The sequence below is a fragment of the Limnobaculum allomyrinae genome, assembly GCF_016649425.1.
Lineage (GTDB): Bacteria > Pseudomonadota > Gammaproteobacteria > Enterobacterales > Enterobacteriaceae > Limnobaculum > Limnobaculum allomyrinae.
On the sequence record NZ_JADRCR010000004.1, the window covers coordinates 334,527 to 346,778 of the forward strand.

The 12,252-nt window shown below is 43.4% G+C and carries 15 protein-coding genes and 1 rRNA gene; 9 read left to right on the plus strand and 7 right to left on the minus strand.

All coding sequences use genetic code 11. The annotated features are described in order from the left end of the window. Nucleotides 1-6: 6 nt before the first annotated feature. Nucleotides 7-393, plus strand: coding sequence for a 50S ribosomal protein L17 (gene rplQ / locus I2494_RS10500; RefSeq protein ID WP_108900569.1), 387 nt, complete (start codon nucleotides 7-9; stop codon nucleotides 391-393). Between the two features lie 80 nt (nucleotides 394-473). Here rplQ and I2494_RS10505 read toward each other — a convergent pair whose 3' ends face one another. Beyond that, the gene (locus I2494_RS10505) at nucleotides 474-1,763 is read right to left on the minus strand and encodes a tetratricopeptide repeat protein (RefSeq protein WP_218466766.1); all 1,290 of its coding nucleotides are present in this window, start codon (nucleotides 1,761-1,763) and stop codon (nucleotides 474-476) included. Nucleotides 1,764-1,919: 156 nt separating this feature from the next. Here I2494_RS10505 and zntR point away from each other — a divergent pair, with 156 nt between their 5' ends. Next, nucleotides 1,920-2,360, plus strand: a complete 441-nt coding sequence (gene zntR, locus I2494_RS10510) for a Zn(2+)-responsive transcriptional regulator (protein ID WP_218466767.1) — start codon at nucleotides 1,920-1,922, stop codon at nucleotides 2,358-2,360. Nucleotides 2,361-2,426: 66 nt separating this feature from the next. After that, the gene (locus I2494_RS10515) at nucleotides 2,427-2,633 is read left to right on the plus strand and encodes an alternative ribosome-rescue factor A (protein WP_218466768.1); all 207 of its coding nucleotides are present in this window, start codon (nucleotides 2,427-2,429) and stop codon (nucleotides 2,631-2,633) included. A gap of 15 nt (nucleotides 2,634-2,648) precedes the next feature. Here I2494_RS10515 and mscL read toward each other — a convergent pair whose 3' ends face one another. The 5 genes from mscL to def all read right to left on the minus strand — a co-directional run bounded on the left by mscL (nucleotide 2,649) and on the right by def (nucleotide 7,451). Beyond that, on the minus strand, nucleotides 2,649-3,050 hold the full coding sequence (gene mscL, locus I2494_RS10520; protein ID WP_218466769.1) for a large-conductance mechanosensitive channel protein MscL: 402 nt from the start codon (nucleotides 3,048-3,050) through the stop codon (nucleotides 2,649-2,651). Between the two features lie 119 nt (nucleotides 3,051-3,169). Beyond that, complete coding sequence (gene trkA / locus I2494_RS10525) at nucleotides 3,170-4,546, minus strand: Trk system potassium transporter TrkA (RefSeq protein WP_218466770.1); 1,377 nt, start codon at nucleotides 4,544-4,546, stop codon at nucleotides 3,170-3,172. Nucleotides 4,547-4,591: 45 nt separating this feature from the next. Then, nucleotides 4,592-5,881, minus strand: coding sequence for a 16S rRNA (cytosine(967)-C(5))-methyltransferase RsmB (gene rsmB, locus I2494_RS10530; protein WP_218466771.1), 1,290 nt, complete (start codon nucleotides 5,879-5,881; stop codon nucleotides 4,592-4,594). Nucleotides 5,882-5,948: 67 nt separating this feature from the next. Beyond that, nucleotides 5,949-6,896: a methionyl-tRNA formyltransferase gene (gene fmt / locus I2494_RS10535; protein WP_218466772.1), complete on the minus strand. Its 948-nt coding sequence runs from the start codon at nucleotides 6,894-6,896 to the stop codon at nucleotides 5,949-5,951. Between the two features lie 42 nt (nucleotides 6,897-6,938). Continuing rightward, complete coding sequence (gene def / locus I2494_RS10540; RefSeq protein ID WP_218466773.1) at nucleotides 6,939-7,451, minus strand: peptide deformylase; 513 nt, start codon at nucleotides 7,449-7,451, stop codon at nucleotides 6,939-6,941. A 293-nt stretch (nucleotides 7,452-7,744) separates the two neighbouring features. Between def and dprA the strand changes: the two genes are divergently transcribed. The 5 genes from dprA (at nucleotide 7,745) to I2494_RS10565 (ending at nucleotide 11,114) form a co-directional block, all read left to right on the plus strand. Beyond that, complete coding sequence (gene dprA / locus I2494_RS10545; protein ID WP_218466774.1) at nucleotides 7,745-8,845, plus strand: DNA-processing protein DprA; 1,101 nt, start codon at nucleotides 7,745-7,747, stop codon at nucleotides 8,843-8,845. Nucleotides 8,846-8,922: 77 nt separating this feature from the next. Next, entirely contained in the window at nucleotides 8,923-9,474 is a 552-nt protein-coding gene (locus tag I2494_RS10550; protein WP_218466775.1) for a DNA topoisomerase family protein, read from the plus strand. Next, entirely contained in the window at nucleotides 9,467-10,024 is a 558-nt protein-coding gene (tsaC, locus tag I2494_RS10555; protein WP_218466776.1) for an L-threonylcarbamoyladenylate synthase type 1 TsaC, read from the plus strand. Before I2494_RS10550 ends, tsaC begins: the two co-directional genes overlap by 8 nt. A gap of 17 nt (nucleotides 10,025-10,041) precedes the next feature. Next, the gene (gene aroE / locus I2494_RS10560) at nucleotides 10,042-10,860 is read left to right on the plus strand and encodes a shikimate dehydrogenase (protein WP_218466777.1); all 819 of its coding nucleotides are present in this window, start codon (nucleotides 10,042-10,044) and stop codon (nucleotides 10,858-10,860) included. After that, nucleotides 10,857-11,114 (plus strand): DUF1488 family protein, encoded by a 258-nt coding sequence (locus tag I2494_RS10565; protein WP_218466778.1) that lies wholly within the window; start codon nucleotides 10,857-10,859, stop codon nucleotides 11,112-11,114. Before aroE ends, I2494_RS10565 begins: the two co-directional genes overlap by 4 nt. Nucleotides 11,115-11,125: 11 nt before the next feature. Here the strand turns inward: I2494_RS10565 and I2494_RS10570 are convergent, their stop codons facing one another. After that, nucleotides 11,126-11,662, minus strand: coding sequence for a gamma carbonic anhydrase family protein (locus I2494_RS10570; RefSeq protein ID WP_218466779.1), 537 nt, complete (start codon nucleotides 11,660-11,662; stop codon nucleotides 11,126-11,128). Nucleotides 11,663-12,178: 516 nt separating this feature from the next. Here I2494_RS10570 and I2494_RS10575 point away from each other — a divergent pair. After that, nucleotides 12,179-12,252: ribosomal RNA gene (locus tag I2494_RS10575) — 16S ribosomal RNA — on the plus strand; the annotation flags it as partial.

The window sequence follows — 12,252 nt, forward strand, 5'->3', positions numbered from 1 at the left end:
AAGGTCATGCGCCATCGTAAGAGTGGACGTCAACTGAACCGCAACAGCAGTCATCGCCAAGCTATGTTTCGCAACATGGCAGGTTCTTTAGTTCGTCATGAGATTATCAAGACGACTTTGCCTAAAGCGAAAGAACTGCGTCGCGTGGTTGAACCACTGATTACACTTGCTAAGGCCGACAGCGTTGCTAATCGTCGTCTGGCATTCGCCCGTACTCGTGATAACGAGATCGTGGCAAAACTGTTTAATGAGCTTGGCCCGCGTTTTGCGAGCCGTGCAGGTGGTTACACTCGTATTCTGAAGTGTGGCTTCCGTGCAGGTGATAACGCTCCGATGGCTTACATCGAGCTGGTTGATCGTGCAGAAAAAGCTCCAGCAGAAGCAGCAGAGTAATATTTGTTGCTGAAAGAAAAAGCCGGGTTTATCCCGGCTTTTTTACGTCTAGATGTTTATTGCATCAAGTTCTCTTCGAGTTATGCTTTCTCTGACGTATCGATATTTCGGATCGTTAACGTTTTGTCATTAACTTGATCTAATGTGAAGAATGGAAGATATTCTTCCCAGACACCATTATGTACAACGGAGCGATATTCTGCTTTCTTCACACCGTTTTCATCTATTAATTCCCACGTTTGTAGCTCTCCATCTGCTAATTTACTGCTGACGGCAACGCGCTGATAACTGGTATTACTGCCAACATGGAATTTATTGGTTTTCCAACGGATGGGTGGATGGGCAGGGAAAGGTTTAGCATGATGAAAGCCAAATATATCATCATGAGAGAGAACACTTTGCCGAACCGTAGGCCAAATATATTCACGCAGGAAGTATTGATCGACAAAACGCTTGTGCGCTTCCTGCTGGCTTAGATATTCACGAGTTGCATCGATAACAGAAGGAATATTTTCATTGTGACAACCGCCCCACAACCCTGCAAGAATCAATTCTGAGTGAGTAAAGTAATCACGAATATGATGGTACCAGTAATCACTGTTAACCCATTCATCTATAGCCGCCTGTTCGCGTTCAGAAAGCAGTGAGTCAGCATCACGGATGATGTAGCGTTTAATTTTCGGGTCATCCAACACCAGAAAACGCCACATCAGAGCAGGTAGTGCCTGACGAGTCGCTTCATCAACCTTAATAATGTTTGCACCAGCCTTGCTTAGACGCTCCTGAATATCCTGAGGAACGGTATCATCCAGATAAAAACGACATTCCCAACCAGGAAACAGGTCTTTGCTAACAATGGCGTTCATTACTGCTGCTTCACAATAGCGGGGTGCAGAGCCAAATAACGTGAAAGAGATGACATTCTCTTGTGGATTATTTGGATTAAACGGCGGTGGATTGCCAGCAGGTAATGGGTAAACTTTTCCGGCGCTAAAGATTTTATCAGCTTCTTCAAGTGACATCAGACCATAGCGACGAACTTCTTCAGGACGCCCCAGCCAGCCACAAACCTCAGTTAATCCATCAATCATGGTTGATGGTAGTTGATTCAGGGGAGCGGTTTTCAGAAGACGTTTATAAAGCTTGTATGACTTTTCATATTCACCGGTACGCATTAAACAAAGTGCATAACTGGCCTGAACATCCTGGTTGCGCGGCATTATTCTCAGTGTGGCTTCAGCCAGCTCTTTACCTTTCTGGTAATCAGCGTTTCGCATGGCTTCCTGAAATTGGCTGGCCAGTTGATGAAACTGCTGCTCTTGTTTTGCGATTAAATCAGCAGAGCGTCTGTTATTTTGAACAGGGCGCATGTGATACCTCATATTTGAATTATTCGTCACTTACAAGGCTCTTTATAAAGAGAACTCTTTTTCAAAACGCCGAAAGTGGGTTAGTGGTATTCTATATATATCCCTTCATTTTAACATGTGGGATAGGAATTGACGATAAGAAGGGGGAATAGTGCGATGTATCGTATTGGACAGTTGGCGAAGTTAGCCGGTGTTACGCCAGACACCATTCGTTATTATGAGAAGCAGGGTATGATGTCCCACGATATCCGCTCTGAAGGCGGCTATCGCCTTTATACCGAGCAGGATTTACAGCGTTTAAAATTCATTCGTTATGCTAAACAGTTGGGTTTTACGCTGGAATCTATAGCTGAATTACTTTCTATCAGAGTTGAACCGGAACAGCATACTTGTCAAGAATCTAAGTCTATTGTTCAGGCCAGATTGGATGAAGTGGAAAAGAAGCTAAAAGAGTTGGAACATATGCGTGCATCACTACAAAGATTAAGTGATGCTTGTTGTGGTAGTGCTCATAGCAGTACCTATTGCTCTATTCTCGAAGCATTAGAGTATGGTGCAACAAATAAGTTGCCGCATATAGATTTAAGAACCAGATAGTCAATGGATTATTTTTATACTATGATGCGCTCGTTTTATAGCCAAAATAAATTAAGTGAGGTTGTTATGGCAAAGTATCAGCACCAAAAAGGAACTATTCAGGATAATGCGTTGCAGGCTTTATTGCATGATCCGTTGTTTCGACAGCGTATAGAGAAGAATCTGAAAGGGAAGGGAAGCTATCAGCGCAAGCCAAAACATGCAGGGAAGATAGTACGGGAGGCTGGAGATAAGATGATGGAAAGTGTCTTTTTATCTCCAGCCTTCTGCTAATTTACAACTTATAAACTATTTTTGCTGTTGCTTTAAGATATCGCGAATATCAGTTAATAGTTTTTCTTCTGTTGTTGGTGCCGGAGGAGCTGCTGGCGGTTGCTCACGACGCACTTTATTCATCAGTTTAATCGCCATAAAGATAGCGAAAGCAACAATAATAAAATCAAAAATATTCTGAATGAAAACACCGTAATGCATTACAACGGCTGGAGTATCTCCCTGAGCAGAACGCAATACCCATTCAAATTGCTTAAAATCTATTCCGCCAATCAATAATCCCAGTGGCGGCATGATGATATCAGATACCAATGACGATACGATTTTACCGAATGCTGCACCAATAATGACACCAACAGCCAGGTCAACAACATTGCCGCGCATAGCGAATTCGCGAAACTCTTTAAGCAGACTCATATTCAATTACCTTTAATTCAACGTGTGTTATAAGCATAACAATCGAACGGCATTTTTCCAGATAAACGAGGAAAAATATAGGCTTATTACTCTAATTATGGTGAATAAGCCCTGTATTATCAGAGGAAGAATGGGCTTGGTTGGAATAACCGTTCAACATCAGAAATATATTTTTTATCAGCCAGAAACATGATGACGTGGTCGCCTTGCTCAATAACTGTTGTTCTGTCAGCAATAATGACATCGTTTCCACGAACAAGCGCTCCGATGGTGGTGCCTGGTGGTAACTTGATATTTTCAAGCTGGCGGCCAACAACTTTAGATGTGGTTTCATCACCATGAGCAATAGCCTCTATGGCTTCAGCAACCCCACGACGTAACGTAGAAACGCTGACGATATCCGCTTTTCTGACATGCCCTAATAGCGCGGAAATAGTAGCCTGCTGAGGTGAAACCGCAATATCGATAACACTACCTTGAACCAGATCGATATAAGCATGGCGTTGAATCAGCACAATCACTTTTTTAGCCCCCAAACGCTTGGCCAACATGGCTGACATAATGTTGGCTTCATCGTCATTGGTAAGGGCGATAAATAGATCTATTTGTTCAATATGTTCTTCTGACAGTAACTCCTGATCAGATGCGTCACCACAAAACACTACTGTATCTTGCAGTATTTCAGCTAATTCAGCCGCGCGCTCAGCATCCCGTTCGATAAGTTTGACGCTATAGTCTTTCTCTAAACGTTTAGCGAGGCCAGCACCTACGTTTCCCCCTCCAACGATCATTAATCGCTTATAGGGCTTTTCCAGACGCTGTAATTCACTCATTACCGCACGAATGTTTTCAGAAGCGGCAACGAAGAACACTTCATCACCTGCTTCAATAATAGTGGAGGCCTGTGGGCGAATTGGACGATCCTGACGAAATATCGCGGCCACGCGAGTTTCGATATGGGGCATATGTTCACGCAGAGATGACAATGCATTACCGACTAATGGGCCACCATAATAGGCATTAACGCCAGCAATACTGACCTTACCTTCGGCGAAATTCACAACCTGTAAAGCACCAGGATATTCAACTAATTTATATACGTAATCAGTAACCAGTTGCTCAGGTGAAATTATATGATCAACAGGAATAACTTCAGGTTCAAACAGCTTATCTTCTTCACGGATGTATTCCGGTGAGCGGATACGGGCAATACGGTTTGGCGTATTAAACAAAGAATAGGCAATCTGGCAGGCCACCATATTGATTTCGTCAGAGTTAGTGACGGCTACCAGCATATCAGCATCGTCAGCTCCGGCCTCTCGTAATACTCGGGGATGGCAGGCATGCCCCTGTACTACACGCAGATCAAACTTATCCTGTAATTGACGTAAGCGAACAATATTATTATCAACCAGAGTAATATCGTTATTTTCACCGACCAGATTTTCTGCCAGTGTGCCACCAACCTGACCTGCACCGAGAATGATAATTTTCATTTTTTTCTCTTTTTAGCGCCGAAGATATTTTGTTACTGATTTTGCTTATGCTTTTATCAGTTTGGCATAAAAAAATCCGTCACCACCATCAGGTGAAGGTAAATTTTGTCGATAGGGCGATTGTGAATCACCAATATTCACCAATTTAGCATCACTATGATTTTGGATAAAATCATCAATTTGCAATTTATTCTCTTCAGGAAGAATAGAACAGGTTGCATAAATCATAGTTCCACCTGACTTTAACTGTGGCCAGATGGCATTAATAATCTGTTTTTGTAGCGAGACTAATTCGTCAATATCACTGTTACGGCGCAACCACTTGATATCCGGGTGACGTCGAATCACGCCTGTGGCAGAGCATGGCGCATCTAACAAGATACGATCGTATATTTGGCCATTACTCCAGACCTGTGGTTCACGGCCATCTCCGGCAATGACAGTCGCTTGTTGATTCAGACGGATCAGATTTTCAGTTACGCGTTTCAGGCGTCCTTCATCGACATCAACAGCAATGACTTTAGCTTCCGGCGCGGCTTCCAGTATATGTGTGGTTTTACCACCAGGAGCTGCGCACAGATCCAGAATAATTTCACCATTCTGTGGTTCGAGAAGAGATACACAACCTTGAGCAGACGCATCCTGAACCGTAACCCATCCCTGTTCAAATCCAGGTAAAATCGTAACGGAGCAAGGGGCAGCTAAACGCAAAGCGTCAGAATAATCAGGATGAGGGAAAGCTTCTATACCTGCTTGCTGTAATAATTGCAGGTATTGTTCGCATGTATGATGCTGGCGATTTACTCGTAACCACATCGGTGGTTTTTGGTTATTCGCATCGATAATGGCCTGCCACTGTTGTGGATAGGCGAGCTGTATTCGCTGTAAAAGCCATCCGGGGTGCAAGAAGCGACCATTTTGAGATTGAAATTGCTCGGTCATTACCTGTTGCTGGCGTTGAAATTGGCGCATTACGCCGTTGATCAAACCTTTCATTTGCGGACGTTTCAGCACAATTGCGCCATTTACTGTTTCTGCAACAGCGGCATGAGCAGGAATCCGGGTATATAGCAGTTGGTAGAGGCCAATCATTAGCAGATAGTGTAATGGCCTTTGTTTGCCGGTCATCACTTTTGCCATCAGTTGCTGTACATACCATTCGAGTTCAGGTAGAACGCGCAGCGTACCAAAACAGAGCTCCTGCAACAGTGATTTATCTTTATCAGAAATGTTTTTTTGATATTCAGGAAGTACTGTGCTGAGGGATTGTCCCTTATCCAGAACCTGACTAATAGCGGTGGCAGCAATAGCCCGAAGATTATATTTGTTATTCATAGAAAGTGGACCGAGCCATTATTAGGCTATTCATAACTGTGCTGGTCAGGATGACCAGCACCTGAAATCAGGCTAATCGATGACCTGAAATAAACCACTCCCGGCGAGAATTTAGCAAATCCTGAGCGGACATGGCTTTTTTACCGGCAGGCTGAAGTTGAGTGATATTTAAAATACCTTGAGCGGTAGCAACCTGAATACCTGATTTACTGGCTTCAAGGATAGTACCGGGCTCTGCCTGAGTACTATCTTCAATGACATCAGCAGCCCAGACCTTTATCGGTTGATCATCAATAATGAAATAGCTGACAGGCCACGGATTAAAGGCACGAATACAACGTTCTAACTGAGCGGCTGAGAGCGACCAGTCAAGCTTAGCCTCTTCTTTGCTCAGCTTATCGGCGTAGTTAGCCAATGCATCATCCTGCTTTTCAGCCTTGATAGAGCCTTCTGCCAGTCCCGTCAGTGTATTGAGTAAGCCTTCCGGGCCCAATTTAGCCAGCTTGTCATATAAGGTAGCGCTGGTATCTTCAGATAAGATAGGGCAGGTGAGCTTGTATAGCATATCGCCAGTATCAAGCCCTTCATCCATTTGCATAATGGTGATACCAGTTTCACTGTCTCCCGCCCACAATGAACGCTGAATCGGTGCAGCACCACGCCAGCGAGGCAATAGCGAACCATGCACATTGATACAGCCTAATCTTGGCATATTTAATACCGCCAGAGGCAGGATTAACCCATAGGCTACAACAACCATGATATCAGCATTAAGCTGTGCAACTAATTGCTGATTCTCTTCTGGCCGCAATGATTTGGGCTGAAATACCGGGATGTTATGTTGCTCAGCCAACTGTTTAACCGGGCTTGGTGTCAGTTTGTTGCCTCTACCTGCAGGGCGGTCGGGCTGAGTGAATACGCCAACGATTTGATGATGAGAAGAGAGCAGCGCGTCTAAATGACGCGCTGCAAAATCAGGTGTGCCGGCAAAAATAATTCGCAAAGGTTGAGACACTACAATTTCCTACCGTATCTGATGAGTTAAGTCGCTACACGGTTACTGTGAGCGAGCTTCTTGTCGGGCAATTTTTTCTAATTTTTGACGGATTCTCTGGCGCTTAAGCGGAGAAAGATAATCCACAAACAGTTTACCTTCCAGATGATCCATTTCATGTTGAATACAGATAGCCAACAGGTCATCCGCTTCTAATTCGAAAGGTTTTCCATCGCGATCTAAAGCACGAATTTTGATCTGCTCTGCTCGTGGTACAAAACCTCTGGATTCGGGTACAGAAAGACAGCCTTCTTCGATACCTGTTTCACCCGCTTTTTGCAGTACTTCCGGATTTATAATAACGAAATGCTCATCGCGATTTTCTGAAACATCGATCACGATAATACGCTGGTGAATATTTACTTGCGTTGCAGCAAGGCCGATACCTTCTTCGGCATACATCGTTTCCAGCATATCATCGACGATCTGCTGTATCTCTGGCGTAACTTCCGCAACCGGTTTGGCTTTAATGCGTAGTCTTTCATCGGGAAAATGTAATACAGGTAATACTGCCATATCTCTTTAAATCACCAATTAATGGATAAAATATCATGCTTATATTCTAGACCTTTCCGATGATGATTGACAGTATCAGTCAACTATTGAAGTGATAGATAACCTGATGGCAGTAGGTTTGCTGAATATTCAGTGTTCATAAATGCAGGCTTTCACGAAGAATTAAGTCGTATGAGGAATGTTGTAATCATATTCATGAGAACATTACTGAAATAGGTGATTTTTGCACTCGGTTTTGATGATTTTTCATTTTAATCTGACAAACAGGCTTATGGCACGGTGCAGGTAATTAAATGGACAGGGATGAGTGGTGGCTAAGATTGCTGATGATATCAGGACAAAAACTTCCTTATATCCGACGGCTAAGAAATGTAGAACCATCGCAGATTGTTTTTAGCGAACAGCTTTTACCATTACTGGGCTTTAGTCCTCAACAAGCCGAAGCATTTTTGCAGGTGGATCCACATCAGCTAATAAGAAACCTCAAATGGTTAGAAGGGGAGGACTGCCATTTAGTTACTTATATTGACCCCGAATACCCGGATCTTCTACGAAATATCTCTTCTGCTCCATTAGCTTTATTCATTCGGGGAGAAAGAGGTAATTTAGCCAAGCCTCAACTGGCGATAGTCGGTAGTCGCCATTACAGTCATTATGGCCAAATTTGGGCCAGTTATTTTTCACAACAGCTGGCCGCTAGCGGATTGATAATAACCAGTGGCTTAGCGGTAGGTATTGATGGCATTAGCCATCAGGGGGCTTTGGCTGTGGGAGGAATTACAATAGCCGTTTTGGGAAGTGGGCTTGCCAGGCTTCATCCGCGCAGTCATACGGGGTTAGCCCAAAAGATATTGGAAAATCAGGGCACATTAGTTTCTGAGTTTTTACCTTTTGAAGCGCCAAGGGCTGAGTATTTTCCCCGGCGAAATCGCATCATCAGTGGTCTGTGTTTGGGAGTATTAGTCATTGAAGCGGGTTTACGTAGTGGTTCATTGATTACTGCAAAATATGCTTTGGAGCAAGGCAGGGAAGTGTTTGCGATCCCTGGGCCATTAGATAGCCGTAACAGTGAAGGAGCACATAGCCTGATTCAGCAAGGTGCCCTGTTGGTTGCTCAACCAGAAGATATTATCGAAAATCTTAACAGCTCATTATGTTGGATAGCACCATTGTCGCCAGAGACTTCAATTGAGCCAGTTCCTTTGTTAATGAATTTGGATTGCCCATTAGCGGATTCACCATTGTATTCACATGTTAGTCATCAGCCGATTTCTGTTGATGTTATTGCGGAGAAAATGTCTTTATCAGTTACTGAGGTGATGATCCAATTGCTGGAGCTGGAATTGTCCGGCGCAGTACAGGTAGTTCAGGGAGGATATATTAGAGTAAGGTAAAGATGGGGATATAAAAATGGTTTTAATCAGGTAGACTGTAGATATAAATCGGCTTTAAAACGATTAGCAGTGAGGCTATGAGCAAAACAGCATTATTTACAGGAAAAAGTGAAGAGCTCTGTCCCGAATGTGGTGCGCCATTAGTTATCCGCACGGGAAAACAGGGGCCATTTCAGGGATGCTCACGCTATCCTGAATGTACTTATATTCACTCGTTGACATCGCAAAGCGATGGTCATGTTGTGAAAGTACTGGAGGGGCAAAATTGCCCCCAATGTGGTGAAACTCTGGTGCTACGTCAGGGGCGCTACGGCATGTTTATTGGTTGTAGCAGTTATCCTGACTGCGAATATATCGCGGTGATTGATAAACCTGATGAAACTCAGATCGCTTGTCCGCAGTGTAAGCAAGGAAAATTACTACAGCGGAAGTCTCGTTATGGTAAGGTTTTTCATGCCTGCGATCGTTATCCTGAATGTCAATTTGCGCTTAATCATACGCCTGTGGCTGGAATCTGCCCAATATGCAGCTATCCTCTTTTGATGGAAAAACGCACCTCCAGAGGTAATCGCCTGTTTTGTGCAAGTAAAGTGTGCGGAAAAGAAGTTTCGACAGAGAAAGATGACTGATAATTTAGCATTTATAGTAAAGCAACTTCAGCAGAAACACGTTGTAGCTTATCCAACTGAAGCCGTATTTGGGCTGGGTTGCGATCCAGACGATCAATCAGCAGTAGAACATCTTCTGCAACTAAAGCAGCGATCGTGGGAGAAAGGGCTAATACTGATTGCTGCAAATTATGAGCAATTGCAGCCCTACATCGATGATACACAGCTCACGTCTGAACAAAAATCTACAATGTTTTCCAGTTGGCCGGGGCCTGTAACCTGGGTAATACCTGCGCGTTCTTCTACACCGAAATGGTTGACTGGAAAGTTTAACTCACTGGCGGTCAGAGTTAGTGACCACTTACTGGTGCAGGAACTTTGTCAGGCGTTTGGCAAGCCTCTGGTATCAACCAGTGCTAATTTGAGTGGGTTGGAGCCGTGTAAAACAGAACATTGTGTTCTGCAACAATTTGGTGATAGCTTTCCAGTATTGAAAGGATTGGTGGGTGGTCGTCAAAAACCGTCAGAAATCCGGGACGTATTAACCGGAAAACTATACAGACAGGGATAATTATTCTCAGGGGTTTTATGCAACAGTTCGCTGTTTTTGGTAATCCAATTGCTCATAGTAAATCGCCTCGTATTCACCATCTTTTTGCTGAAGGTTGCCGGATCGATTTACGTTATGTCACGCAATTAGGCTCTGTTGATGGATTTGAAAATGAAATCCGGGCATTTTTTGCTAATGGCGCAAAAGGTGCCAATATCACTTTGCCTTTCAAAGAACGTGCCTATGCGATATGCGATGAACTTACTGAACGAGCGGCTTCAGCTGGTGCAGTAAATACTATAAAACGCTTGGACGATGGACGTTTGCTGGGAGATAACACCGATGGAATTGGATTGCTAAGCGATTTGCAGCGCTTGGATATGGTGACACCCGGATCACGGGTTTTACTGATAGGAGCTGGCGGGGCTGCCAGAGGTGTGATCTTACCGTTACTGTCATATGGTTGTGAGTTAGTAATTACTAACCGTACATATGCGAAAGCAGAAACACTGGCTTCTTTATTCTCATCATTTGGCAACATCACCAGTAAATCCTCTGATGCGTTAGCGGAAGATCAATTTGATCTGATTATTAATGCGACTTCGACAGGTATTAGCGGAGACGTTCCCTCTATCTCATCATCATTAATATCCCAGAAAACGGTATGTTATGACATGTTCTATCAGGCAGCACTAACTCCGTTTCTGAAATGGGCTGTAGAACATGGGGCTGGAAAACATGCTGATGGTTTAGGAATGCTGGTGGGGCAAGCCGCTTATGCATTTAATCTTTGGCATGGTGTAATGCCAGAAGTTGAACCTGTGTTGGATGAATTACGCAAAGAGCTGGATAAGTGAACCAGTCGATCGTTTTTACTGATAATGAAGAATGGGATCCTATTCGTAATGCTGTTATCTGTTCTGCATTGGTAAATGGGTTTCAGGTTCACTGTTGCATTCAGGGAGAAGTTATCAAAGCGCGTTTTGGTTTTGCCGAACGGCCCGAACAGTTTATTGAGCTGTTCAGGCAGTATCGTTGGGATCTTGAAGATGAATTCGAACAAATGATTTTAAATGAAGATTTCGATAATGATGGTTGGGTAGTTATTTAATGAGTAATGATTTAGCCATTTAAGTATTCATCTTTCAAAATGACATAGTTTTTAGCTGAGGCAGTTAATGAGGCAATTTCTGCTTCATTTAACAAGCGAACCTGTCGGGCAGGATTACCGAGATATAAGTAACCACTTTCAAGGCGTTTACCAGGCGCCACCAAGCTACCCGCTCCCACCATTACATTATCTTCTACAATCGCACCATCAAGTACTCGGGCTCCCATTCCTATTAGTGTGTTATTACCAATAGTACAGCCATGAAGAATAGCCGCATGTCCGACAGTAACATCATCCCCAATAATTAAAGGATGCCCGTCAGGATTTGATTCACTGCCTCTAGAAACATGCAAAATACATCCATCCTGAATATTTGTTCTGGCGCCAATAGAGATAAAATTAACATCGCCACGAATAACAGCTAAAGGCCAAACGTTTGAATCATCAGCTAAGGTTACCTGACCAATGATCTGACTGGATCTATCTATCATGACTCGTTGACCAATTTGGGGTGTGTGGTGGAGATAGTTACGAATAGCACCTGACATTTGAATCGCATCCTGAATTATTAGAGAAGTAGATCATTCTATTTTATGCAATTTGGATCCTTTTGGTATGAATGGATCCAAAATTGCCTTTTTTTGTTTAAAAAGTGAGCTAAAATAGAGGCTGTAGAGTAAAAAATGTGCATATGAATTCTTTTTATCAAAAAAGCCTTGTGCAAAAAGATCCGATGCCTATAATGCGCCTCCATCGAACGGATGTGAGCAAACTCACAAATCCTAATTCGAAATTCTCTTAAATGAGAAACAAAAAGAGTGAATGAACTCATTGACTCTGAAACGGATTCGCGTAATATACGCAGCCCGTGCCGCGGGAAGCGCAGCTTTCTGTCGGCCATGCTCTTTAACAATTTATCAGACAATCTGTGTGGGCACTCACAAGACGGTATCTCACGTCATTACACTTCGGTGTAGCGACACAAAAAAATACCAAGTCTTAAAGAGTGACCAGACAGTAATTCATTGAGAATTATTGAAAGTAATCTTTGAGCATCAAGCTTTTAATTGAAGAGTTTGATCATGGCTCAGATTGAACGCTGGCGGCAGGCCTAACACATGCAAGTCGGGCGGTAGCA

What these genes read in the sequence shown, in the direction of transcription:
- trkA (WP_218466770.1), bottom strand. Translation starts at nt 4,546, where the DNA reads ATGAAAATTATCATTCTCGGTGCAGGTCAGGTTGGTGGCACACTGGCA.
- I2494_RS10515 (WP_218466768.1), top strand. Translation starts at nt 2,427, where the DNA reads ATGGCAAAGTATCAGCACCAAAAAGGAACTATTCAGGATAATGCGTTG.
- aroE (WP_218466777.1), top strand. Translation starts at nt 10,042, where the DNA reads ATGCAACAGTTCGCTGTTTTTGGTAATCCAATTGCTCATAGTAAATCG.
- I2494_RS10570 (WP_218466779.1), bottom strand. Translation starts at nt 11,662, where the DNA reads ATGTCAGGTGCTATTCGTAACTATCTCCACCACACACCCCAAATTGGT.
- def (WP_218466773.1), bottom strand. Translation starts at nt 7,451, where the DNA reads ATGGCAGTATTACCTGTATTACATTTTCCCGATGAAAGACTACGCATT.
- rsmB (WP_218466771.1), bottom strand. Translation starts at nt 5,881, where the DNA reads ATGAATAACAAATATAATCTTCGGGCTATTGCTGCCACCGCTATTAGT.
- I2494_RS10505 (WP_218466766.1), bottom strand. Translation starts at nt 1,763, where the DNA reads ATGCGCCCTGTTCAAAATAACAGACGCTCTGCTGATTTAATCGCAAAA.
- rplQ (WP_108900569.1), top strand. Translation starts at nt 7, where the DNA reads ATGCGCCATCGTAAGAGTGGACGTCAACTGAACCGCAACAGCAGTCAT.
- I2494_RS10550 (WP_218466775.1), top strand. Translation starts at nt 8,923, where the DNA reads ATGAGCAAAACAGCATTATTTACAGGAAAAAGTGAAGAGCTCTGTCCC.
- dprA (WP_218466774.1), top strand. Translation starts at nt 7,745, where the DNA reads ATGGACAGGGATGAGTGGTGGCTAAGATTGCTGATGATATCAGGACAA.
- tsaC (WP_218466776.1), top strand. Translation starts at nt 9,467, where the DNA reads ATGACTGATAATTTAGCATTTATAGTAAAGCAACTTCAGCAGAAACAC.
- zntR (WP_218466767.1), top strand. Translation starts at nt 1,920, where the DNA reads ATGTATCGTATTGGACAGTTGGCGAAGTTAGCCGGTGTTACGCCAGAC.
- mscL (WP_218466769.1), bottom strand. Translation starts at nt 3,050, where the DNA reads ATGAGTCTGCTTAAAGAGTTTCGCGAATTCGCTATGCGCGGCAATGTT.